This window comes from Pseudomonas sp. FG36, assembly GCF_057809275.1.
Genome location: NZ_JBMDJQ010000026.1, coordinates 12,777 through 34,783 on the forward strand (window position 1 = coordinate 12,777; position 22,007 = coordinate 34,783).

A 22,007-nucleotide genomic window follows, 5' to 3' on the forward strand; every position below is an offset into this window, starting at 1 on the left:
TTATAGCTTGGACCTTATCCGCGGCCTTTCGCCGCCCCCAACCACTTCAATGTCGAGCGCGAACGTGGAAAAGAACCCCCAGGCCCTGATCGACGGTTTCAACCGCAAAGTCGATTACCTGCGGATGTCGGTTACCGACCGCTGCGACTTTCGCTGCGTCTATTGCATGGCCGAAGACATGCAGTTCCTGCCGCGCCAGCAGATTCTCAGCCTCGAAGAGCTGTACCAGGTCGCCGAGCGTTTCGTCGCCCTGGGCACGCGCAAGATCCGCCTGACCGGCGGCGAGCCGCTGGTACGCCAAGGCATCGTCGAGCTCTGCGGGCGCATCGCCGCCCTGCCCGGCCTGCGCGAACTGTGCCTGACCAGCAACGGCTCGCAGCTCGGCCGCCTGGCTCAGCCGCTGTTCGATGCCGGCGTGTCGCGCCTGAACATCAGCCTCGACAGCCTCGACCCCGAGCGCTTCCGTGCCCTGACCCGCACCGGCGACCTCGCGCAGGTGATCGCCGGCATCGACGCCGCCCGCGCCGCGGGCTTTCGCCGCACCAAGCTAAACGCGGTGGTGCTCAAGGGCCGCAACGACCACGAGATCGTCGACCTGGTGCGTTTCGCCATCGACCGCGAACTAGACATCTCCTTCATCGAAGAGATGCCCCTGGGCGTGATCAGCGAGCACGAGCGCGGCGAGTCGTTCTGCTCCAGCGACGACGTACGCGCGCGCCTGGCCGAGCAATTCACCCTGGTCGAGTCGGCCGAGTCGTCCCAGGGCCCGGCGCGCTACTGGCGCCTGGCCGAGGCGCCCAACACCCGGGTCGGCTTCATCTCGCCCCACAGCCACAACTTCTGCGCCACCTGCAACCGCGTGCGCCTGACCGTCGAAGGCCGCCTGTTGCTGTGCCTGGGCAACGAACACTCGGTGGACCTCAAGCAGGTCATGCGCCAGCATCCCGGCGACAGCGCCCGCCTGGAAAAAGCCATTCGCGACGCCATGCAGCTCAAACCCTACCGTCACCACTTCGAAGTGGGCGGCGAGGTGCAGATCCTGCGCTTCATGAACATGACCGGCGGCTGATCGGCCGCCTCTGGAACCGCCTTGATCGTCCACTCACGCCCCGACATGCTGCGCGTGCTGTTCACCCTCAAAGGCTCGATCGTCCAGCGCATCGCCCTGCGCTGCCTGGCGGTGACCTTGCTCGCGGCGCTGATCGTGCTGGTCGAGCGGCACTACCCGGCGCTGTTCTACCCGGTCAGCGCCACGCCCTTCACCCTGTTGGGGCTGTCGCTGTCGATCTTCATGAGCTTTCGCAACAACGCCTGCTACGATCGCTGGTGGGAAGGCCGCAAGGCCTGGGGGCGGATGATCATCGAGGTGCGCTCGTTCGTGCGCGAAAGCGTGGTGATCAAGGATGAGGCGCTGCGCAAGGAACTGCTGCGCAGCCTCTGTGCCTTCGCCCATGCCCTCAATGCCCGGCTGCGCAACGAAGACGAGCTCGGCGCCGCCCGCCCCTGGCTGGGCGAGAAGGCGCAGATAGTGACGCACAATGTCTGCGACGGCATCCTGCGCGAGGTGGGCGAACATTGTTCACGGCTGGCGGAGCGTGGAGCGATCAGCGAGTTCCGCTACACCTTGCTGGAGCAGCGCCTGGCCGGCCTGTCGGACGTACAGGCCACCTGCGAGCGGATCAAGGGCACGCCACTGCCGTTCCCCTATACCCTGCTGCTGCACCGCACCATCTACATCTTCTGCCTGCTGCTGCCGTTCGCCCTGGCCGAACCGCTGGGCTGGCTGGCACCGCTGTTCACCACCATCGTCAGCTACACCTTCTTCGGCCTGGATGCGATCGGCAACGAGCTGGAAGACCCATTCGGGCGGGATGAGAACGACCTGCCGACCGATGCACTGGTGCGTACCATAGAGCGCGATGTGCTGTCGGCGCTGGGGCATGAGCCACTGCCACCGGCGTTGGTGCCGGTGGATCATGTGTTGAGCTGACATTGCCGGGGGCTGCTGCGCAGTCCTATCGCCGGCAAGCCGGCTCCCACAAGGCAGGGTGCCCCCTGTGGGAGCCGGCTTGCCGGCGATAGGGCCGTACCGGCAACAACTGTGTTCAGGGAATGCGTGGGAAAGAACTTGCTCCGCGATAGAGTCGGATCAACCGCGGCTTTCGCAGGCCCCGATTGGTTTGAGGTGCGGGACGAAGTTGCACGGCCGGTGCCGCGCATCCAGCTGCTCGGCCAGGATCCCCTCCCATGCCGTGCGGCAGGCGCCGGTCGAGCCCGGCAGGCAGCACACCAGGGTGCCGTTGGCCATGCCGGCCAGGGCCCGGCTCTGCACGGTCGAGGTGCCGATATCGAGAATCGACAAGGCGCGGAACAACTCGCCGAACCCGTCGATGCGCTTGTCCAGCAGGCAGTCCACCGCTTCCGGCGTGCTGTCGCGGCCAGTGAAACCGGTGCCACCAGTGATCAGCACCACCTGCACCTGTTCGTCGGCGATCCAGGTGGCGACCTGGGCGCGGATCTTGTACAGGTCGTCCTTGAGCAGCTCGCGCGCCACCAGGCGGTGGCCCACGCCGACGGCGCGGCTAGCCAGCAGCTCGCCGGAAGTGTCGGTCTCAAAGGTGCGGGTGTCGCTGACGGTCAGCACCGCGATGTTCAGCGGTACGAACACCGCGTCCGGTTTCACGCTCATGGCCTTTGCTCCAGGATTGGCTTGGCGGCCACGTTAGAGAGAAGCCCCGGTAGCGTCCAATCGATAGCGCGTACCGGGTGATCGACGGTTTCTATCGCCTGCCCGCGACAGGCCAGCGAATTTGTCAGCAATGATTAGCCAGGTGCTTCACTCTTGGTTAAGGTCTACCCACCCCGCAACCCAGGCCGCACCATGGACATCAAACAGCTCAAGTTCCTCATCGCCCTCGACCAGACCCGCCACTTCGGCCAGGCCGCGGCGCTGTGCCACATCACCCAGCCGACCCTGTCCATGCGCCTGCGCAACCTCGAAGACGAACTCGACCTGGTGCTGGTCAAGCGCGGCCAGCGCTTCGAAGGCTTCACCGAAGCCGGCGAACGCATCCTGGCTTGGGCCCGCACCCTGCTCGCCGCCCACGACGGCCTGCAGGCCGAGGCCGCCAGCTGCCGGGGCCAGGTGGTCGGCAGCCTGCGCCTGGGTACCGTGCCGCTGGCCAGCTTCAACCCCATGCAACTGCTGATGCCGTTGCGCGCGAAGTACCCCGAGCTGCACTTCCAGCTGTCGTCGCTGAGCTCCGAGCAGGTGATCGACGGCCTGAGCCGCAACCAGCTCGACCTCGGCATCTGCTACCTCGACCAGGTCAACACCAGCTTCTTCGAAGTGATCGAACTGAGCATCACCACCATGGGCCTGCTGCACGACACCCGGCACTTCCAGTTCGAGGCCGACAGCCTGCACTGGGAAGACCTGGGCGACCTGCCGTTGGGCCTGCTGAGCAAAGGCATGCACTACCGCCAGTCCCTCGACCTGAGCTTCCGCAGCCGGGGCCTTACGCCCAACGCCGTGCTCGAGAGTGACTCGACCTTCCAGCTGATCCAGGCGATCAACACCGGCGTGTGCTGCGCGATCATGCCGCTGGATTGCGGCCTGGAAGACCTCAGCCAGCACATGCGCATCATCCCCGTGCAGGAGGCCAGCATCCACAGCCCGGTCGGCCTGCTACTGCGCCGCAGCGAGCCACGCTCGGCCATCGCCGAGCAGTGCTTCGACGAGGCCCGCGCCCTGTTCAGCAGCGAGTGATCAGCACTTGATCAATGCGAGCATGGCCATGTTGCGTGGACGGGTGATCCCGGAGTAACCACGGTCACCGAACAGACCTGGCAATGCATAGTTGACCTTCGCATCGACCCCACCCAGCGAAATGGTCGAATACTCGGCGGTGGAGTAGGCATCCACGCCCATCGCGACTTGCGAAGCCGGACCGTCGTTCTGTGTGGTAGATGCACTCCAGACACCGTTGGCACTGCTCTGGGTAGTGTCGTAGGGGTAGAGGCTGCCCTTCTGCCAGGAGCCGAATGCCCGGCCTTGGTCTACCCCACGGCCGTCATCGAAGCCACGGATGAACTCACCGCGCAGGTCAGGCAGGCCGAAGGTCGTGACACCATCGCCAGCGCCATAAGTGGTGCCGATGGCTGCGAACAATGCACCATGCTCGGCGCGAGACACCAATGCTCCATTGGCCTTCAGCCAGCCCACCGGCGCCTCATTGGCTGCGGAGAACTTGATGTCACCAGGCGCGGCTCCAGAGAAACCGATGATCTGGCCAAGCGTCACGGCCTGCTGGCTATGCGTGGCATTGGCCACCTGCTGGGCACCACCCTCGCAGTTCAGCAGGATCCAGCACAGACCTCCCTGGTTGAGCAGTGGACCGAGGTAGGAAACCAGCGTCACGTTGCCGCCAGCGACAATCTCGTTGCCTTGCAACAGTTGGCCACCAAGGCCGTAGATCGGCGCAGCTGCCAGACCATCGGGAGCATAGGACGCATCCGCTACGTTGGTGCTGGTCGCACGAAAATACTGCACGACACCATCGGTAGTGGGTAGCGCCGCAAAAGGCAGGGAATTCTTGGCGGTATAAGCGGTTGTCATCGTGAACATCCTGTATCGATTGAATTTACACACGCTACTGAGTAGCGCAGAAATCCATTTTATGCATTTCAGCATATTCATTCAATGCATTTATGCATCGAGCCTTCAATTCGTTGCCATCCGGTACTGCCGCGGCGTGAAACCGGTCAGTTGCCTGAACTGCCGGCTGAACGCGCTGTGGTCGGTGTAGCCACAGCGCAGCGCCACCTCGATGATCGGCAGGTCGCTGTGCAGCAGGTGGTGCGCATGTTCCAGACGGGCCTTGTGGATCATCTGCCGGGGTGTGAGGTGGAACACCCGCTTGCAGTAGCGCTCCAGTTGCGCCACCGAGATGCCGGCGATGCGCGTCAGCTCGCCCATGCTGATCGGCTGGTGGAAATGCGCGCGGATATGCGCGTCCACCGCCGCCAACCGCTGGTAGGCGGGGTGGGTATCGGCGGCTGACTGCAGGTCGACCGAAATGCCCACCAGGCCGATGATCGCCCCCGCCGCGTCGTACAGCGGGCGCTTGTGGGTCAGGCACCAGCCCGGCTCGCGGCTGCCGTACAGGTGCAGCTCGAGCTGGTCCTCCAGCACCTGGCCCTGCTCCAGCACCCGGCGATCCTGCTCGGTGTAGCCGGGGCCCAGGCGCGCCGGGAACACCTCGGCGCTGGTCTTGCCCAGCAGCGGTTGCAGATGTTTCAAACCGCATCGCTGGACCAGCGTGCGGTTGGCCAGCACATAGCGAGCCTGGTCGTCCTTGATGAAGATCGCCGCATTGGCGATGACGTCCAGCATCGGCAGCAGCCAGACCACGCCGGTGAGCAGGGCTTCGAGGGATTCGGGGCGGTGCTGGTCGAGGTGCTGGTACAGCGCAGTCAACGGTTGCTCGGACATGCGGTTATCTCTAGTGGTTCTGGCGCCCTGCAAGCCTAGTCAGCAGCCCCCTCCGAGCGCCAGCACTTGCTCCCGACTATGCCGATTTCGTCACCCACCTTGCAGAAAACCATCAAGAACCGAGCCCGCGATCGGTCCACTCTATGCCCCACGCAAGCCGCCCCATGACCTACAAGAACGCGGCGCATGCCGCCGCATCGTGACATCAGACCTGCCTATCCAAAACCTACAAGAAGGCGCACCCATGTCAGGCAAATTCAAGAAACAGCTGTCATTGCTGGACCTCACCTTCATCGGCCTCGGTGCCATCTTCGGCTCGGGCTGGCTGTTCGCCGCCAGCCACGTCTCGGCCATCGCCGGGCCGGCCGGCATCCTCTCCTGGTTCCTCGGCGGTTTCGCCGTGCTGTTGCTGGGCATCGTCTACTGCGAGCTCGGCGCCGCCCTGCCACGGGCCGGCGGCGTGGTGCGCTACCCAGTGTACTCCCACGGCCCGCTGCTGGGCTACCTGATGGGTTTCATCACGCTGATCGCCTTCTCCAGCCTGATCGCCATCGAGGTGGTCGCCTCGCGCCAGTACGCCGCGGCCTGGTTTCCGGCGCTGACCAAGAGCGGCTCCAGCGACCCGACGGTGCTCGGCTGGCTGGTGCAGTTCGCCCTGCTGGGGCTGTTCTTCGTGCTCAACTACCGCAGCGTGAAGACCTTCGCCAAGGCCAACAACCTGGTCAGCGTGTTCAAGTTCATCGTGCCGCTGCTGGTGATCGGCGTGCTGTTCACCTTCTTCAAACCGGAGAACTTCGAGGTCCAGGGCTTTGCCCCGTTCGGCCTGTCCGGCGTGGAAATGGCGGTGTCGGCCGGCGGCATCATCTTCGCCTACCTGGGCCTGACCCCGATCATCTCGGTGGCCAGCGAGGTGAAGAACCCGCAGCGCACCATCCCCATCGCGCTGATTCTCTCGGTGCTGCTGTCCACCGCTATCTATGCCCTGCTGCAACTGGCGTTCCTCGGCAGCGTGCCGACCGAGATGATTGCCAACGGCTGGGCCGGGGTGACCAAGGAACTGGCCCTGCCCTACCGTGACATCGCCCTGGCCCTGGGCGTCGGCTGGCTGGCCTACCTGGTGGTGGCCGACGCGGTGATCTCGCCCAGCGGCTGCGGCAACATCTACATGAACGCCACCCCGCGAGTGATCTACGGCTGGGCGCAGACCGGCACCTTCTTCAAGTACTTCACCCGCATCGACGAGCAATCCGGCATCCCGCGCCCGGCGCTGTGGCTGACCTTCGCCCTGGCGGTGTTCTGGACCCTGCCGTTCCCGTCGTGGGAGGCGCTGATCAACGTGGTCTCCGCCGCGCTGGTGCTGAGCTACGCCGTAGCCCCGGTGTCCGTGGCCGCCCTGCGCCGCAGCGCCCCGGACATGGCCCGGCCGTTCCGGGTCAAGGGCATGGGCGTGCTCGGCCCGCTGTCGTTCATCATCGCCGCGCTGATCGTCTACTGGTCGGGCTGGAACACCGTGTCCTGGCTGCTGGCGCTGCAGATCGTGATGTTCGTGCTGTACCTGCTGTGCCGCCGTTTCGTGCCTACCGAACACCTGTCGCTGGGCCAGCAGGTGCGCTCGTCGGCCTGGCTGATCGGCTTCTACGCCGTGACCATTTTCCTCTCCTGGCTGGGCAGCTTCGGTGGCCTGGGCGTGATCGGCCACCCGCTGGATACCGTGCTCGTGGCTGCCAGTGCCCTGGGCATCTACTACTGGGGCGCCGCCACCGGAGTACCGGCGCGGCTGGTGCGCCTCGATGGCGACGACGAAAGCGAAGCCAGCAGCGAATCCCATGCCGGCGGGCAACCCGCCGCTGTCGCCTCCTGACCCACTACACAATGGACACGCTGATGAAACTGGTTCATGTCATCGACTCCCACACCGGCGGCGAACCGACCCGCCTGGTGATGAAGGGCTTCCCGCCACTGCACGGCCACAGCATGGCCGAGCAGCGCGACGAACTGCGCGAGCTGCACGACCACTGGCGCCGCGCCTGCCTGCTGGAGCCGCGCGGCAACGATGTCTTGGTGGGCGCGCTGTACTGCCCCCCGGTGTCCGCGGATGCGACCTGCGGGGTGATCTTCTTCAACAACGCCGGCTACCTGAACATGTGCGGTCACGGCACCATCGGCCTGGTTGCTTCGCTGCGCCACCTCGGCCTGATCGAGCCTGGCGTGCACAAGATCGATACACCGGTCGGCCAGGTCAGCGCCACCCTGCACGACGATGGCTCAGTCACTGTCGGCAACGTGCCGTCCTACCGCTACCGCCGGCAGGTAGCGGTGCAAGTGCCTGGGCATGGCCAGGTGTGTGGCGACATCGCCTGGGGCGGCAACTGGTTCTTCCTGGTCTCCGACCACGGCCAGCGTATCGAGCTGGACAACCGCGAAGTCCTTACCGACTACACCTGGGCCCTGCTCAAGGCCCTCGAAGCACAAGGCATCAGCGGCGAGGACGGCGCCCCGATCGACCATGTCGAGCTGTTCGCCGACGACGCCAACGCCGACAGCCGCAACTTCGTCATGTGCCCTGGCAAGGCCTACGACCGCTCGCCCTGTGGCACCGGCACCAGCGCCAAGCTGGCGTGCCTGGCCGCCGACGGCAAGCTCGCCGAAGGCCAGACCTGGGTCCAGGCCAGCATCACCGGCAGCCGCTTCCAGGGCCGCTACGAACGCGACGGCGAACGCATTCGCCCGTTCATCACCGGCCGCGCCCACATGACCGCCGACAGCACCCTGCTGATCGACGAACAGGATCCGTTCGCCTGGGGCATCTGACCCCGTTCATTTCCCACTGAATACCGCCAGGAGTGACAACAATGACCGACAACATCTTCACCGGCACCATGCCCGCCCTGATGACTCCCTGCACCGCCGAGCGCAAGCCGGACTTCGACGCACTGGTCCGCAAGGGCCGCGAACTGATCGACGCCGGCATGAGCGCGGTGGTGTACTGCGGCTCGATGGGCGACTGGCCGCTGCTGACCGAGGCCGAGCGCCAGGAAGGCGTGGCGCGCCTGGTGGCCGCCGGCATCCCGACCATCGTCGGCACCGGCGCGGTGAACACCCGCGAAGCCGTATCCCATGCCGCCCACGCCGCCAAGGTCGGTGCCGCCGGCCTGATGGTCATCCCCCGCGTGCTGTCCCGCGGTGCCTCGCTGATCGCCCAGAAGCACCATTTCTCGGCGATCCTCGCCGCCGCGCCGAAGCTGCCGGCGGTGATCTACAACAGCCCCTACTACGGCTTCGCCACCCGCGCCGACCTGTTCTTCGAACTGCGCCGCGAGTACCCGAACCTGATCGGCTTCAAGGAGTTCGGCGGAGGCGCCGACCTGCGCTACGCCGCCGAGCACATCACCTCCCAGGACGACGCTGTGACCCTGATGGTGGGCGTCGACACGCAAGTGGTGCATGGCTTCGTCAACTGCAACGCCACCGGCGCCATCACCGGCATCGGCAACGCGCTGCCCCGCGAAGTGCTGCAACTGGTCAGCCTGAGCAAGCGCGCCGCCAAGGGCGATGCCAAGGCCCGGCGTCAGGCACGTGAGCTGGAAGCAGCGCTGGCGGTACTGTCGTCGTTCGATGAAGGCTGCGACCTGGTGCTGTACTACAAGCACCTGATGGTGCTCAACGGCGACACCGAGTACCGCCTGCACTTCAACGAAACCGATGCCCTCAGCGACGCCCAGCGCAACTATGCCGAGCAGCAGTACGCGCTGTTCCGCAGCTGGTACGCCAGCTGGTCGGCCGAGCAGAACCAGGCCTGACTCCAGGAGCTGCTTCGCCCCCATCGTCAGCAAGCCAGCGCCCACAAGCTTCAAGCCTTGCGCAGTACCTGTGGGAGCCGGCTTGCCGGCGATGGGCCGCACAGCGGCCCGCTTTCTCTCGAACTCAATCCCAAAGGACGCCCCATGACCCTGACAGGCAACCTGCTGATCGGCCAGCGTGCCGTGCCCGGCAACCGCGAAGCGATCCGCGCCATCGACCCGAGCAGCAACCAGGCCCTGGAACCCGCCTATGCCGGCGCCAGCGGCGAACAGGTGGCTCAGGCCTGCGCCCTGGCCTGGGCGGCATTCGATGCCTACCGCGAAACGCCCCTCGAACAGCGCGCCGGTTTTCTCGAAACCATCGCCGAACAGATCGAAGCACTTGGCGATGCGCTGATCGACCGCGCCCACGCCGAGACCGGCCTGCCCAAGGCCCGCCTGCTGGGTGAGCGTGGCCGCACCTGCGCCCAGCTGCGCACCTTCGCCCGGGTGGTACGCGCCGGTGAGTGGCTTGATGTGCGCGTGGACAATGCCCTGCCCGAGCGCCAGCCCCTGCCCCGCCCGGACCTGCGCCAACGCCAGGTGGCCCTGGGCCCGGTGGCGGTGTTTGGCGCCAGCAACTTCCCGCTGGCCTTCTCGGTGGCCGGCGGCGACACCGCCTCGGCACTGGCCGCGGGCTGCCCGGTGGTGGTCAAGGCCCACGGCGCCCACCCCGGCACCAGCGAGCTGGTTGGCCAGGCCGTGGCCCGGGCGGTCGCGCAGTGCGAACTGCCCGAAGGCGTGTTTTCCCTGTTGTACGGCGCTGGCCGTGAACTAGGCATCGGCCTGGTCACTGATCCACGTATCAAGGCGGTCGGTTTCACTGGTTCACGCAGCGGTGGCCTCGCCCTTTGCCAGGCGGCCCAGGCGCGCCCGGAGCCGATCCCCGTCTATGCCGAAATGAGCGCTATCAACCCGGTGTTCCTGTTCGATGGCGCCTTGCGCTCGCGCAGTGAAGCCCTGGCGCAAGGCTTTGTCACTTCGCTGACCCAAGGTGCCGGCCAGTTCTGCACCAATCCCGGGCTGGTGGTCGCCCGACAGGGCCAGGCCCTCGAGCACTTCCTGGTTGCCGCCAGCGCCCATATTCGCCAAGCCGCAGCGCAGACCATGCTTACTCCGGGTATCGCCAATGCCTATGCGGTCGGCGTGGCAGCGCTGAGCGAAAACCAAAACGCCCGGTGCGCGGCGACCGGCCTGCCGGCGCAGGGGCCGAACCAGTGCCAGGCTCAGTTGTTCGTCACCACCGCCCAGGCGTTTCTTGCCGACCCTACGCTGCAAGCCGAAGTGTTCGGCGCTACTTCACTGGTGGTGGCATGCGACAACGATGAGCAAATCCGCCAAGTGGCCGAGCATCTGGAAGGCCAACTGACCGCCACCCTGCACCTGGACGAGGCCGATCTGCACAGCGCCCGCCGCCTGCTGCCGACCCTCGAACGCAAGGCCGGGCGGATCCTGGTCAATGGCTGGCCGACCGGGGTCGAGGTCAGCGACGCCATGGTCCATGGCGGCCCGTTCCCGGCCACCTCGGACGCCCGCAGTACCTCGGTGGGCACTGCGGCGATCCTGCGCTTCCTGCGCCCGGTGTGCTACCAGGACTTCCCCGACGCCCTGCTGCCCGATGCATTGCAGCAGGCCAATCCGCTGCACCTGCGGCGGCTGCTCGATGGCCAGCGGGAAGCCTGAACCATGACCGCCACTGACACGGACATCGCCGTGGTCGGCGCCGGCATCGTCGGCGTCGCCTGTGCCCTGCAGCTGGCACGCCAGGGCCGCCGGGTGCTGCTGATCGATCGCCAGGCTCCGGGCCATGGCGCTTCGTATGGCAACGCCGGGCACCTGGCCACCGAGCAGGTGTTTCCCATCGCCGACCTGTCGATCCTCAAGCGCCTGCCGGCGATGTTGCTGGACCCGATGGGCCCGCTGCGCCTGGACTGGAAGTACCTGCCCCGCGCCCTGCCCTGGTTCACCCGGCTGCTGCTGAACCTGCGCCCGGCGCCGTTCCAGCGCAGCGTGGCGGGCATTCGGGCGTTGAATGAAAACAGCCTTGGCGCCTGGCAACGGCTGCTCGCATCCATCGACCGCAGCCCCTTGCTCAAGGAAGACGGGTCGCTGCTGGTGTTCGAACGCCATGAATCGCGCCAGGTGCTCGCGGCGTTGCGCAGCCGCATGCAGGCACAGGGCGTACCCGTGGACCTGTGGTCGGCAGAGGCGGTGAGCGAAGCGGCGCCGCAGTTGAGCCCGTCGATCCTGGGTGGCCTGTTCTTCCCGCGCACCGGTCACTTCCTCGACCCCTATCAAGTGGTCTGCGAACTGTTCAGCGCCGCAAGGGCCAGCGGCGTACGCTTTCTGCGCGCCGAGGTCAGTGGCGGCCGGGTGCATGGCCAGGGCGTCAGCCTTGCCAGCGACCAGGGCCCCGTCGAGGCCAGCCAGGTGTTGATCAGCGCCGGCGCCCACTCGGCCAAGCTCACCGCTACCCTGACCGGCCGGCGAGTGCCCCTGGATACCGAGCGCGGCTACCACCTGATGCTACCGGCGGAGCTGCAGCGCCTGCCGTTTGCCGTCACCTCGCTGGAGCGCAAGTTCATCATGACGCCCATGGCCGACGGCCTGCGCCTGGCCGGCACGGTGGAGTTCGCCGGGCTTGAGGCGCCGCCGAGCATGCAGCGGGCGTGGCAACTGCACAGGTTGAGCAAGGGTTTGTTTCGGCGCGAGCTGGATGCCGAGGGGGCGACGCCGTGGATGGGGTTCCGGCCTTCGTTGCCGGATTCGCTGCCGGTGATCGACCGGGTGGCCGATGGCAAGGTGTTGCTGGCGTTCGGGCACCAGCATTTGGGGTTGACCCAGGCGGCGGTGACGGCGGAATGGATGGGGCAGTTGGTAACTGGCGAAGACTGCCCGCAAATCGGGGCCTATCGTTTGAGCCGGTTTTGAAACGGGGGCCGCGTGGCGGCCCCTGCCTCACTCAGCGATAACGCTCGAGCCAGTGCGCATAAGGCGCTGGCAAGGTCCACGAAGCCTTGTCCACGCCCAGGGCCTTGGCAGCGGCATACGGCCAGTGCGGGTCAGCCAGGTGCGCACGCCCCACCGACACCAGGTCCAGCTGGTTGGCCTGCAACGCGCCTTCGGCCAGCTCCGGGGTACCGAAGCCCCAGGCCGAGGTCACCTGCAGCTTGGCCTCGCGACGCACACGTTCGGCGATCGGGCCCATGAACGCCGGCCCCCACGGGATGTTGGTCTCAGGAATGGTGAAACCAACGCTGACGCTCAGCAGGTCCAGGCCACCGGCCTTGAACCGGCGCGCCAGTTCGATGGATTCCTGCAGGGTCTGCTCGTCACGGCCGTCATACTCCAGCACGCCAAAGCGAGCGGTCAGCGGCAGGTTCTCCGGCCACACCTCACGCACGGCGGCCAGGGTTTCCAAAAGGAAGCGCGTGCGGTTGTCGAAGCTGCCGCCGTAGGCATCGGTGCGCTGGTTGGAATGCTCGGAGAAGAAGCTCTGGCCCAGGTAACCATGGGCAAAATGCAGCTCGATCCATTCGAAACCGGCATCGCGGGCACGGCGCGCGGCATCGACGAAGTCCTGCTTGACCCGGGCGATATCGTCCTGGGTCATGGCCTTCGGCACTTTCGGCAGGTGGGCGCCGAAGGCGATGGCGGACGGGGCGATGGTGTCCCAGCCACGGGCATCGTCGGCGGCGATGTGGTCGTCACCTTCCCAGGGGCGGTTGGCGCTGGCCTTGCGCCCGGCGTGGGCGATCTGGATGCCCGGCACGGAACCGGCGGCCTTGATCGCCTTGACCACCGGCACGAACGCCTGGGCCTGGGTGTCATTCCAGATCCCGGCGCAGCCGGGGGTGATGCGCCCTTCCGGGGACACCGCGGTGGCCTCGACCACCACCAGGCCGGCGCCACCACGGGCCAGGCCTGCGTAATGCACCTGGTGCCAGTCATTGATCAGGCCATCTTCGGCCATGTACTGGCACATCGGCGGAATGGCGATGCGGTTGCGCAGGGTGACGTCTTTGAGGGTGTAGGGTTCGAACAAGGCGGCCATGAGGTAACTCCAGGGACAGGGTGGATACGATTGTTCGATCATATTCGAACTATGGCAATTTGTGAAACCCCCGTTATCATGTCGACCATGCGAGCCTATACCCACCCCAATCCCGAAGACCTGACGCTGGAGCGCCTGCTCTACGCGCTGAGCGACCCTGTGCGCATGGATATCGTGCGCCGCCTGGCGGGTGTTGCCGAAGCCAGCTGCGGCGAGCTGGACGGCGGCCGGCCCAAGTCGAGCATGTCCCATCACTTCCGTGTACTGCGTGACTCGGGGCTGGTGTACACCCGTAATGTCGGTACCACGCACATGAACTCGTTGCGCAGCGATGAGCTCGAAAGCCGTTTTCCAGGGTTGCTGGGCAGCATTCTCGAGCAGCGTTGAACCGCGGCCTGCTAGCGGCGGGAGCCGTTTCCATCGATAGTCCAGGCACAAAAAAACCACGAGGCCGCCAGGGGCGATCCTCGTGGTTGGTGTTGCCGGGCAAGCCCGGCAAGCATGGGCCTTACAGCGCCATGTCGTTCGCAGGCTTGCTCTCGACCGGTGCGCCTGGGGCGGCGGTGGTCTTGACGCTCTGATCGAGCACCGGCGGCTTCTCCAGCTGCAGCACTTCGGCGGTGTAGTCCCACTCTTTCTGAGTGGCGGCAGCCGATGCGTTCAGCTTGGTACCGTAGCTCGGCACGATTTCCTTGATCTTGGCCTGCCACTCAGGGGTGGCGACCTTCTCCTTGAACACGGTTTCGAGCACGTTGAGCATGATCGGCGCGGCGGTCGAGGCACCTGGCGAGGCGCCCAGCAGGCCGGCGATGGTGCGGTCCTGGGAAGCCACGACCTCGGTGCCCAGCTTCAGCACGCCGCCCTTCTCTTCGTCACGCTTGATGATCTGCACGCGCTGACCGGCCTGCCACAGCTTCCAGTCTTCCTTCTTGGCGTTCGGGAAGTAGGTCTGCAGGGCGGCGAAACGGTCGTCGTCGGACTGCATCAGCTGGCCGGCGAGGTACTCGACCAACGGGTACTGGTCGATGCCGACGCGGGCCATCGGCCAGACGTTGTGGGTGGTGGCGCTGCTCAGCAGGTCCAGGTACGAGCCGTTCTTCAGGAACTTGGTCGAGAAGGTGGCGAATGGCCCGAACAGGATCACGCGCTTGCCGTCCAGCACGCGGGTGTCCAGGTGCGGTACCGACATGGGTGGCGCGCCGGTCGAGGCGATGCCGTAGGCCTTGGCCATGTGCTGCATGGCAACGGTCGGGTTCTCGGTCACCAGGAACGAGCCACCAACCGGGAAGCCTGCGTATTCCTTGGCCTCGGGGATGCCCGACTTCTGCAGCAGCTTCAGCGCGCCGCCGCCGGCACCGATGAACAGGAACTTGGCGTCGGTGGCCGATTCGGTACCGTCCTTCAGGTTCTTGTACTCGACGTGCCAGGAGCCGTCTTCGTTGCGGGTGATGTCCTGCACTTCGGTGGAGAGCTTCAGGTCGAAGTTCTCTTTGGTCTGCAGGCTGCCAACGAACTGGCGGGTGATCTCGCCGAAGTTGACGTCGGTGCCGATCGGCGTCCAGGTGACCGCCAGTTTCTGGTTCGGGTCACGACCTTCCATCATCAGCGGGACCCACTTGGCGATCTGCGCGTGGTCCTCGGAATACTGCATCGGGCGGAACAGCGGGCTGGCCTGCAGGGCGTCGTAGCGCTTCTTCAGGAACTTGATGTTGTCATCGCCCCAGACGAAGCTCATGTGCGGGGTGGTGTTAATGAACGAGTGCGGGTTCTTCAGCACGCCCTGGCGTACTTGCCAGGCCCAGAACTGGCGGGAGATCTGGAACGACTCGTTGATCTCGATGGCCTTGGTGATGTTGACGTTGCCGTCTTTGTCTTCCGGGGTGTAGTTCAGCTCGGCCAGCGCGGAGTGGCCGGTACCGGCGTTGTTCCAGCCATTGGAGCTTTCTTCGGCGACGCCGTCCAGGCGTTCGACCATCTCCATCGACCAGCTTGGCTCCAGCTCGTTGAGCCAGACAGCCAGGGTGGAGCTCATGATGCCGCCGCCAACCAGCAGCACGTCGACTTTCTTGGTGTCGGCAGCGTGCGCTTGCATGAAGCTCGCCGCGACAGCCAGACCCAGCAAGGTCTTGCCAGCTTTCTTGAACATTGATCGATTCCAGTCAGTAGAACGGAGGGTGGGCCTGTGGCTGGCCCAGGTATTCCATGTTCTTCAGCGCAGGCTTGTTGTGATCATTGTTCAGCAGCCAGAGAGACATTGGACGCGCCAGCCTTTGGTCGGATTGACCGACAAGGCTGAAACGATTTACGGATTGTAACCGAATTGCCAGCACAAACAAACGCGGGCCGGGGCGTCAAGACGACAGGTTGCCACGCGACAAGCCACCACGCCCCGGAAAACAAAAACCCCCGGCCACATCCATGGTCGGGGGTCTTGGATCAGGCCGTGAACGGCCGGATCAGGGTAATCCCAAGATTACTGCTGCTGAGGCAGTTTATCGATCGGGCCGCAGCCGCCGATGATCTTGGAGATGGAAACCGATGGGTGGAACAGGTAGTCGTACGAGCAGTTCTTAGGCTGGTTGTAGACCTGGCCGGTGCAGCCGGACAGCAGGGCAACGCCCGAAACGACAGCAACAGCGACAGTAGCTTTGATCAGCTTTTTCATAAAAATCCTTTAGTCCATGATCCACCATCAAACGGATGGCGCGCGGATCATACGGGAAATGGCGGTGAGAATGAAAGGCATTAGTACAGGTGCACTAGTTGACGGGGGTCAACTAACAAGTTGATGGCACGGTAACTAAGCGTGTTGATCTACTTGCTAAAACGTTACAGGCGGGTAATTCCTTTCAGCTTCCTACAGGTTTTCATCAGACTTTCCTGATTCCCTGTAGTCCATTTCCCAAGCACACTTTTTCCCCATTCAGGCCATTGCAGCTGCTCGATGCGAGGCCTAGTCTCGACCCGTCGTTGCCAACTCAATGGCCGGCTTTGACAGGCCGAATCTTACTCCGAGCACGTGCGCCCCTTATGGCGGCAGTACGTGGGGCACCTTGTGTGCGCCGGGTCCCGGAGTCCTCGGTCTGTCAACCCACGTACCGCTGCCACCCCCTTGTTTGACAGCAAGCTTGTTGCAGCACCACCGACTCCGGAGATGCATATGCACAAGATGGTTCCAGATCCGCCAAACAGCTTTGGCGACGCACCACATCAGATTGAAGATTTACTCGTTCAAATTGCCGAGTATCTCGTCTGCGCCCTCACCGCCGCCCAGCACGCCGCCATGATCCACATCAAGCCGCCGGGCCAGGTCATGGCCCTGACCGCCGTGCACGAAATCAACAGCGCACGCAGCTTGGTAGAAATGGCCCTGAGCCGTGTACAGGCAAGGCATTGATCGCCACCTGAGAACAAGGAGAACCGGCATGACTCAAGACAAACGCATCACCACCACCGGCATCGGCAGCTTTGGCGAAAGCGGTGAAATCGATAACGAAACTCCACTGTTTCAGGTCGTTGCGGGCCACCCCATGGACTATGCCCTGGAACAATCCACGCACTTGATAACCTGCGCCTACACCCTGAGTGATATCGCGCTGACTCAGGATCTGAAGAACGCACCTACTTTGTTAGCCGCCGCCCACTATCTCACCGGCATGGCCAAAGCACTGTCGCAAGATGTCTCCCACGCAGTAACAAACAGCCCCGCTGTTTGATGCAAAAAGCCCCGTAGCGCGAACTACGGGGCTTTCAGCAAAGAAATCGATAAAGACTTTATCGCATCAACCAACCTGCTCGAATCGCCGTCGCCTCACGAACAGGCCTACGCCCAACCCCGTGGCAAGGACCGACAGCAATCCCAGGTCCAACCCGTACAAACGGGCCTGGCTGACAACAACGCAACCGGCGAAACCAACCACCACCAGCGCCACCCCCAGCCACTTGCGCAGCGGGTAGGGTTTAAGGAACCGATCCAGCAGGCCATAAAGCACCAGGGCGATGACCGCATAGGTAATTTCGGACACAGGCGCCTCCCTCAGGTCTTGATGATCAGGGTCGAAGTGGAGTGCTGCGGACCGATGCCACCATTGACCTGCGCCTCGATGCTGACGAGCACATCGCCAGCATGGTAAGTAGGCAGGACGTCATTGGCATAGGCACGCACCCCAGCGCCCACCGGCACGCCAACATACGGCGATGCTACAGAACTGGCGGCCGCGGCAAACGCCGAGGCGGCAAGGTTGGCGACCTTGGTGCGCTGGGCATTGAGGGTATCGCCCTGCTGTCGGGTCAGCGGCTTGGAGATGCCGATCTTCATCACACACGGCAGCCCTTTGGCCAGCATCCTGTCATACGTCTCGACGACCTTGCTGTTGACCTCGTAGTGGGCGCTTTTAGCTTCGCCGAAATGCAGCTCGCGCAAACGCCCGCGCTCGCTGTCGGTCAGGGTGATCTGCGAGACGTTGAAGACGATCCCGTGATTGCCCATGTATTGAAAAGTCCCTTCGAACTTCATTGCACGCATCCTTACGAAAACAAAGGGCGCGATTCTCTACGAGAGCAGTGCCGCTGCAAATCGTGGCAGGTTGCCAGCAAGCGCCGCAGGCTAGCGATTGCCCTGCTGTCTGTATTCCTTTTCCAGGAACGCGGACCCGATGCTGACGCACGCTATCAGCGAGTCGCTACAAAAAATACAGGCAATGAAAAAAGCCCCGAGACGTTAATCTCGGGGCTTTCTCATGTATGGCGGAGAGATAGGGATTTGAACCCTAGGTACTGTTGCCAGTACAACGGATTTCGAATCCGTCCCGTTCGACCACTCCGGCATCTCTCCAATGGCGCGCATCATACCAGCGATTTCGTTTCTGGCAAACCTTTTTTGAAAAAAATTCGCGTGGTATCAGGCGCTTGCGTGAACGCGCCGCTTACAGCGGCACGCCCAGGCGCTTGGCAACTTCTTCGTAGGCTTCGATCACGTCGCCCAGACCCTGGCGGAAGCGGTCCTTGTCCATCTTCTTGCGGGTCTCTTTGTCCCACAGGCGGCAGCCGTCCGGGCTGAATTCGTCGCCCAGGACGATCTGGCCGTGGAACACGCCGAACTCCAGCTTGAAGTCGACCAGCAGCAGGCCTGCGTCGTCGAACAGCTTGCTCAGCACTTCGTTGACCTTCAACGACAGCTTCTTCATCTCCACCAGTTGCTCGGCGGTGCCCCAGCCGAAGGCGACGACGTGGGATTCGTTGATGAAGGGGTCGCCCTTCTCGTCGTTCTTCAGGAACAGCTCGAAGGTGGACGGCTCCAGCTTGATGCCCTCCTCCACGCCCAGGCGCTTGACCAGGCTACCGGCGGCGTAGTTGCGCACCACGCACTCGACCGGAATCATGTCGAGCTTCTTCACCAGGCACTCGTTGTCGCCCAGCAGCTTGTCGAACTGGGTCGGCACGCCAGCTTCTTCGAGCTTCTGCATGATGAAGGCGTTGAACTTGTTGTTCACCATGCCCTTGCGGTCGAGTTGTTCGATGCGCTTGCCGTCGAACGCCGAGGTGTCGTTACGGAACAGCAGGATCAAGCGGTCGGCGTCGTCGGTCTTGTAAACCGATTTGGCCTTGCCGCGGTAGAGTTCGTCGCGTTTTTCCATGATGGGCTCCGCTTGCTTGAGTAGGTGGGCTAGGCGATTTGGCGCCAGTCGAGCCCTTGATCCTGATTCGCCACCTGGAGCCAGTCCGGGTCGCACCCGAGGGCGTCGACGAAACACTGGCGGGCCAGATGTGGCAGGTTGTTCTTGCTGCTGAGGTGGGCCAGCACCAGGTGCTGCAGGTTTTGCCAGCCCAACTCGGCCACCAGGCTCGCGGCCTGGTGGTTGTTCAAATGTCCCTGGCTGCCGCCGACCCGCAGCTTGAGAAAGCGCGGGTAATGCCCACGAGCCAGCAGGTCGCGGCAATGGTTGGCTTCGATCAGCAGGGCATCGAGCCCCTGATAGCGTTCCAACAACTGCGCGTCGTAGCTGCCCAGGTCGGTGAGCATGCCGAAGCGGCGGCGACCGTCGCTGATCACGTACTGCAACGGCTCGTAGGCATCATGCTCGACCCGTGCCGCGCTGACCTGCAGATCGCCGATCTGCACGACATCGCCGCAACCGAGAAAACCGGCCACCTCCACCGGCTTGCGCATGCCGCGCAAGGTGCCTTGGCTGAGGTAGACCGGTACATTGTAGCGCCGTGACAGCAACCCCACGCCATGCACGTGGTCGGCATGTTCATGGGTCACCAGCACTGCGCTCAACTGCGTGGCCGAAACCCCGAGCAGCGCCAGGCGCCGCTCGGTCTCGCGCAGGGAAAAGCCGCAGTCGACCAGGATGACCGTGTCACCACTGGCGATGAGCGTGCCGTTTCCCTGGCTACCGCTTCCCAGAACCGCGAAGCGCACTTAGCCCAGGTGGTCCTGGATCGCGCTCAGCACGCGGCGGGCGACATCGGCCGGGGCCACGGTGTTGATGTTCTTCTCGACGGTCACCTGGACGTTATCACCCACCTTGCTCAGGCGTACCTGATAGCGCTCGGCGCGGGCTTCACGCTCTTCCTTGCTCGGCTCGCTGCCGAACAGGCGGCTGAAGAAGCCGGGCTCCTTCTGCTTGTCGTCGGGCTTCTCGGACAGGTTGATGTAGTACAGGCCCAGGCTGCGGTTGATGTCCTCGACACGCCACTCGCCCTGCTCCAGGGCGCGGCCGACGCCAGACCAGGCGCGGTCCAGGTCGGAACCCAGGAACAGTACCGGGTTGCCGCTGCCGTCCTCGCTCAGGCTGACCTGGCTCGGGGCATCGAAGTCACGCGCGGCCAGCAGCGAGACCGACCCGCCCTTCTCGGCGCTGCGGTTCATGCTGGCGAGCATTTCGTCGACCAACAGGGCGTCGGTGCCGGTGTTGCTGGAGGCGGACGGGAAGTCAGGCTCGGCAGTGCTGCCGGCTGGACGCTCGACGCTGACCACATACACCTCGGAGGTGTTGCGCTGCACGCCGGGCTCCATGCGCACCCGCACACGGACTTCGCTGTCCGGGCTGCTGGAGGTGCTGGCCAGGCGCTGGCCGAGGGAAGCCGACAGTTCGTCGAAGCGCTGCCAGGTGGTGTTGAATTCGCCGGTCTGCGGGCGCTCTTCAGCGATGCGGAAACCGTTGTCCTCGAAGAACTGGCGGGTCACCGGCCAGACTTCGGCGGGCGAGCGCTGGGCCAGCACCCAACGGCTGTTGCCGCTGCGCTGCAGGCTGAAATCGCTGATGTCGGCGGTGGCCGACAGCGGCTGTGGACGGGGTACCTCGAACTCGCCAGTGGCGCGATCGTCGGCCACGTTGCGCGGGATCGGCAGCAGCGGATCCAGGCGCTTGACGTTGCTGGCGTCCGGCGGCAGCTGCATCGGCGCGGTAGGCTGCGCCTGCAGGTAGTCGCTGCCACGGTCGCGGAAATAGCCATCCTCGCCCCACAGCCAACCGCACCCACTGGTGCTGGAAATGATCAGGGCGAGAGCGGAAAGACCAGCCAGTCGCTTCATGCGGTGTACTTCCTCGATTAAACCAGTACGCCGGACTGGCGCAAGGCAGTACGGACTTTTTCGTGACAACCTTCGCTCAGCCAGGTCAGCGGCAGGCGGATACCTTGTTGCATCAGGCCCATTTCAACCAGCGCCCATTTCACCGGGATCGGGTTGGCTTCGCAGAACAGGTCCTTGTGCAGCGGCATGAGTTTTTCGTTGATTGCGCGGGCCTTCTCGGCATTGCCCTCAAGGGCGGCCTCGCACAGGTCAGCCATTTCGCGCGGGGCGACGTTGGCGGTGACGGAGATGTTGCCCTTGCCGCCCATCAGGATCAGCTCGACGGCGGTCGGATCGTCGCCGGACAGGACGATGAAGTCCTTGTCGACGCCTTCCAGGATGGCCTTGGCACGGACCAGGTCGCCGGTGGCTTCCTTGATACCGATGATGTTCTTGACCTTCGACAGGCGGATCACGGTGTCGGCCTGCATGTCACAGGAGGTGCGGCCGGGCACGTTGTACAGGATCTGCGGGATGTCGACGGCTTCGGCGATGTGCTTGAAGTGCTGGTACAGGCCTTCCTGGGTCGGCTTGTTGTAGTAAGGCACGACGAGCAGGCAGGCGTCGGCGCCGGCATTCTTGGCGTTCTGGGTCAGGTGCACGGCTTCGGCAGTGGAGTTGGCACCGGTACCGGCAATTACCGGGATCCGCTTCTTGCTGTGCTTGACGCGCTCGACCACGTGCTTGATGACCAGGATGTGCTCTTCGACGTCCAGGGTGGCGGACTCGCCGGTGGTGCCGACAGCTACGATCGCGTGGGTGCCGTTTTCCAGGTGGAAGTCTACAAGTTTGTCGAGGCTGTCCCAGTCCAGACGCCCTTGTGCATCCATGGGTGTGACCAACGCCACCATACTGCCCGCAATCATGTAATTGCTCCTGCCGGAAAAAGAGAGCGGTAATGGTACTGGCGCCATCGGCCTTGCACAAGCGAAGCAGGCGGGCGGAGCATTCCCCTTCGCGCCGCTTTTCGCTACCCTTGATCCTTTGATCGATACAGCGCGGCCCGCCGGGCCGTCGACAGTGCTCCTCGCCTGCGTCCAC

23 protein-coding genes and 1 tRNA gene are annotated in these 22,007 nt (G+C 64.3%); 11 read left to right on the forward strand and 13 right to left on the reverse strand.

Translation table 11 applies throughout. The features are described from left to right. Positions 1–64: 64 nt before the first annotated feature. Positions 65–1,069, forward strand: coding sequence for a GTP 3',8-cyclase MoaA (gene moaA, locus ACODS9_RS18925; RefSeq protein ID WP_401104199.1), 1,005 nt, complete (start codon positions 65–67; stop codon positions 1,067–1,069). Between the two features lie 21 nt (positions 1,070–1,090). Then, positions 1,091–1,990 (forward strand): bestrophin family protein, encoded by a 900-nt coding sequence (locus ACODS9_RS18930; RefSeq protein WP_489094498.1) that lies wholly within the window; start codon positions 1,091–1,093, stop codon positions 1,988–1,990. A gap of 159 nt (positions 1,991–2,149) precedes the next feature. On the opposite strand, the gene moaB is transcribed toward ACODS9_RS18930, so the two are convergent. Then, complete coding sequence (gene moaB, locus ACODS9_RS18935; RefSeq protein ID WP_139673042.1) at positions 2,150–2,689, reverse strand: molybdenum cofactor biosynthesis protein B; 540 nt, start codon at positions 2,687–2,689, stop codon at positions 2,150–2,152. Positions 2,690–2,881: 192 nt separating this feature from the next. Between moaB and ACODS9_RS18940 the strand changes: the two genes are divergently transcribed. Then, positions 2,882–3,769, forward strand: coding sequence for a LysR family transcriptional regulator (locus tag ACODS9_RS18940; protein ID WP_110697921.1), 888 nt, complete (start codon positions 2,882–2,884; stop codon positions 3,767–3,769). On the opposite strand, the gene ACODS9_RS18945 is transcribed toward ACODS9_RS18940, so the two are convergent. Beyond that, complete coding sequence (locus tag ACODS9_RS18945; protein WP_401104205.1) at positions 3,770–4,618, reverse strand: tail fiber protein; 849 nt, start codon at positions 4,616–4,618, stop codon at positions 3,770–3,772. 105 nt (positions 4,619–4,723) lie between these two features. Beyond that, complete coding sequence (locus ACODS9_RS18950; protein ID WP_401104208.1) at positions 4,724–5,494, reverse strand: AraC family transcriptional regulator; 771 nt, start codon at positions 5,492–5,494, stop codon at positions 4,724–4,726. Positions 5,495–5,738: 244 nt separating this feature from the next. Between ACODS9_RS18950 and ACODS9_RS18955 the strand changes: the two genes are divergently transcribed. The 5 genes from ACODS9_RS18955 to ACODS9_RS18975 all read left to right on the forward strand — a co-directional run bounded on the left by ACODS9_RS18955 (position 5,739) and on the right by ACODS9_RS18975 (position 12,264). Next, entirely contained in the window at positions 5,739–7,355 is a 1,617-nt protein-coding gene (locus tag ACODS9_RS18955) for an APC family permease (RefSeq protein ID WP_489094499.1), read from the forward strand. 23 nt (positions 7,356–7,378) lie between these two features. Next, positions 7,379–8,305, forward strand: coding sequence for a 4-hydroxyproline epimerase (locus ACODS9_RS18960; RefSeq protein WP_401104214.1), 927 nt, complete (start codon positions 7,379–7,381; stop codon positions 8,303–8,305). Between the two features lie 41 nt (positions 8,306–8,346). Further along, positions 8,347–9,294, forward strand: a complete 948-nt coding sequence (locus tag ACODS9_RS18965) for a dihydrodipicolinate synthase family protein (RefSeq protein ID WP_367856848.1) — start codon at positions 8,347–8,349, stop codon at positions 9,292–9,294. 144 nt (positions 9,295–9,438) lie between these two features. Then, positions 9,439–11,016 carry an aldehyde dehydrogenase (NADP(+)) gene (locus ACODS9_RS18970; RefSeq protein ID WP_489094500.1) on the forward strand — a complete coding sequence of 526 codons (1,578 nt, stop codon included), beginning with the start codon at positions 9,439–9,441 and terminating at the stop codon, positions 11,014–11,016. A gap of 3 nt (positions 11,017–11,019) precedes the next feature. Continuing rightward, complete coding sequence (locus tag ACODS9_RS18975; RefSeq protein WP_489094501.1) at positions 11,020–12,264, forward strand: NAD(P)/FAD-dependent oxidoreductase; 1,245 nt, start codon at positions 11,020–11,022, stop codon at positions 12,262–12,264. A 31-nt stretch (positions 12,265–12,295) separates the two neighbouring features. Here ACODS9_RS18975 and ACODS9_RS18980 read toward each other — a convergent pair whose 3' ends face one another. After that, entirely contained in the window at positions 12,296–13,387 is a 1,092-nt protein-coding gene (locus ACODS9_RS18980; protein WP_489094502.1) for an NADH:flavin oxidoreductase/NADH oxidase, read from the reverse strand. Positions 13,388–13,438: 51 nt separating this feature from the next. Between ACODS9_RS18980 and ACODS9_RS18985 the strand changes: the two genes are divergently transcribed. Continuing rightward, positions 13,439–13,774, forward strand: a complete 336-nt coding sequence (locus ACODS9_RS18985; protein WP_046856709.1) for an ArsR/SmtB family transcription factor — start codon at positions 13,439–13,441, stop codon at positions 13,772–13,774. Positions 13,775–13,895: 121 nt separating this feature from the next. Here the strand turns inward: ACODS9_RS18985 and mqo are convergent, their stop codons facing one another. Both mqo and ACODS9_RS18995 read right to left on the reverse strand, forming a co-directional pair. Next, positions 13,896–15,533, reverse strand: a complete 1,638-nt coding sequence (gene mqo / locus ACODS9_RS18990; protein WP_046856710.1) for a malate dehydrogenase (quinone) — start codon at positions 15,531–15,533, stop codon at positions 13,896–13,898. A gap of 327 nt (positions 15,534–15,860) precedes the next feature. After that, a complete protein-coding gene (locus tag ACODS9_RS18995; RefSeq protein WP_023630554.1) occupies positions 15,861–16,052 on the reverse strand; it encodes a DUF4223 family protein in 192 nt (63 codons plus the stop codon). Between the two features lie 495 nt (positions 16,053–16,547). Between ACODS9_RS18995 and ACODS9_RS19000 the strand changes: the two genes are divergently transcribed. Further along, positions 16,548–16,784 (forward strand): hypothetical protein, encoded by a 237-nt coding sequence (locus tag ACODS9_RS19000; protein ID WP_489094503.1) that lies wholly within the window; start codon positions 16,548–16,550, stop codon positions 16,782–16,784. A gap of 28 nt (positions 16,785–16,812) precedes the next feature. Continuing rightward, positions 16,813–17,103, forward strand: a complete 291-nt coding sequence (locus tag ACODS9_RS19005; RefSeq protein ID WP_110697898.1) for a DUF3077 domain-containing protein — start codon at positions 16,813–16,815, stop codon at positions 17,101–17,103. Positions 17,104–17,169: 66 nt separating this feature from the next. Here the strand turns inward: ACODS9_RS19005 and ACODS9_RS19010 are convergent, their stop codons facing one another. The 7 genes from ACODS9_RS19010 to dapA form a co-directional block, all read right to left on the reverse strand. Next, positions 17,170–17,412, reverse strand: a complete 243-nt coding sequence (locus ACODS9_RS19010) for a hypothetical protein (protein WP_489094504.1) — start codon at positions 17,410–17,412, stop codon at positions 17,170–17,172. 11 nt (positions 17,413–17,423) lie between these two features. Then, positions 17,424–17,903, reverse strand: coding sequence for a hypothetical protein (locus ACODS9_RS19015; protein WP_028692998.1), 480 nt, complete (start codon positions 17,901–17,903; stop codon positions 17,424–17,426). A 228-nt stretch (positions 17,904–18,131) separates the two neighbouring features. Beyond that, a tRNA-Ser gene (locus ACODS9_RS19020) sits at positions 18,132–18,221 on the reverse strand. A gap of 91 nt (positions 18,222–18,312) precedes the next feature. Next, a complete protein-coding gene (gene purC / locus ACODS9_RS19025) occupies positions 18,313–19,023 on the reverse strand; it encodes a phosphoribosylaminoimidazolesuccinocarboxamide synthase (RefSeq protein ID WP_011535129.1) in 711 nt (236 codons plus the stop codon). Between the two features lie 29 nt (positions 19,024–19,052). Beyond that, positions 19,053–19,811, reverse strand: coding sequence for an MBL fold metallo-hydrolase (locus ACODS9_RS19030; protein WP_046856745.1), 759 nt, complete (start codon positions 19,809–19,811; stop codon positions 19,053–19,055). Beyond that, on the reverse strand, positions 19,812–20,927 hold the full coding sequence (bamC, locus tag ACODS9_RS19035) for an NlpB/DapX family lipoprotein (RefSeq protein WP_046856746.1): 1,116 nt from the start codon (positions 20,925–20,927) through the stop codon (positions 19,812–19,814). Positions 20,928–20,944: 17 nt separating this feature from the next. Continuing rightward, entirely contained in the window at positions 20,945–21,832 is an 888-nt protein-coding gene (gene dapA, locus ACODS9_RS19040; protein WP_046856747.1) for a 4-hydroxy-tetrahydrodipicolinate synthase, read from the reverse strand. Positions 21,833–22,007 lie beyond the last annotated feature (175 nt).

Bases quoted from the DNA above. Each gene is read 5' to 3' on its own strand.
- ACODS9_RS18940 (WP_110697921.1), top strand. From the start codon at position 2,882: ATGGACATCAAACAGCTCAAGTTCCTCATCGCCCTCGACCAGACCCGC.
- ACODS9_RS18980 (WP_489094502.1), bottom strand. From the start codon at position 13,387: ATGGCCGCCTTGTTCGAACCCTACACCCTCAAAGACGTCACCCTGCGC.
- ACODS9_RS18960 (WP_401104214.1), top strand. From the start codon at position 7,379: ATGAAACTGGTTCATGTCATCGACTCCCACACCGGCGGCGAACCGACC.
- ACODS9_RS18945 (WP_401104205.1), bottom strand. From the start codon at position 4,618: ATGACAACCGCTTATACCGCCAAGAATTCCCTGCCTTTTGCGGCGCTA.
- ACODS9_RS19015 (WP_028692998.1), bottom strand. From the start codon at position 17,903: ATGAAGTTCGAAGGGACTTTTCAATACATGGGCAATCACGGGATCGTC.
- dapA (WP_046856747.1), bottom strand. From the start codon at position 21,832: ATGATTGCGGGCAGTATGGTGGCGTTGGTCACACCCATGGATGCACAA.
- ACODS9_RS19005 (WP_110697898.1), top strand. From the start codon at position 16,813: ATGACTCAAGACAAACGCATCACCACCACCGGCATCGGCAGCTTTGGC.
- ACODS9_RS18995 (WP_023630554.1), bottom strand. From the start codon at position 16,052: ATGAAAAAGCTGATCAAAGCTACTGTCGCTGTTGCTGTCGTTTCGGGC.
- ACODS9_RS18950 (WP_401104208.1), bottom strand. From the start codon at position 5,494: ATGTCCGAGCAACCGTTGACTGCGCTGTACCAGCACCTCGACCAGCAC.
- mqo (WP_046856710.1), bottom strand. From the start codon at position 15,533: ATGTTCAAGAAAGCTGGCAAGACCTTGCTGGGTCTGGCTGTCGCGGCG.
- purC (WP_011535129.1), bottom strand. From the start codon at position 19,023: ATGGAAAAACGCGACGAACTCTACCGCGGCAAGGCCAAATCGGTTTAC.
- ACODS9_RS19000 (WP_489094503.1), top strand. From the start codon at position 16,548: ATGCACAAGATGGTTCCAGATCCGCCAAACAGCTTTGGCGACGCACCA.
- bamC (WP_046856746.1), bottom strand. From the start codon at position 20,927: ATGAAGCGACTGGCTGGTCTTTCCGCTCTCGCCCTGATCATTTCCAGC.
- moaB (WP_139673042.1), bottom strand. From the start codon at position 2,689: ATGAGCGTGAAACCGGACGCGGTGTTCGTACCGCTGAACATCGCGGTG.
- ACODS9_RS18970 (WP_489094500.1), top strand. From the start codon at position 9,439: ATGACCCTGACAGGCAACCTGCTGATCGGCCAGCGTGCCGTGCCCGGC.
- ACODS9_RS18975 (WP_489094501.1), top strand. From the start codon at position 11,020: ATGACCGCCACTGACACGGACATCGCCGTGGTCGGCGCCGGCATCGTC.
- ACODS9_RS18955 (WP_489094499.1), top strand. From the start codon at position 5,739: ATGTCAGGCAAATTCAAGAAACAGCTGTCATTGCTGGACCTCACCTTC.
- ACODS9_RS18985 (WP_046856709.1), top strand. From the start codon at position 13,439: ATGGCAATTTGTGAAACCCCCGTTATCATGTCGACCATGCGAGCCTAT.
- ACODS9_RS18965 (WP_367856848.1), top strand. From the start codon at position 8,347: ATGACCGACAACATCTTCACCGGCACCATGCCCGCCCTGATGACTCCC.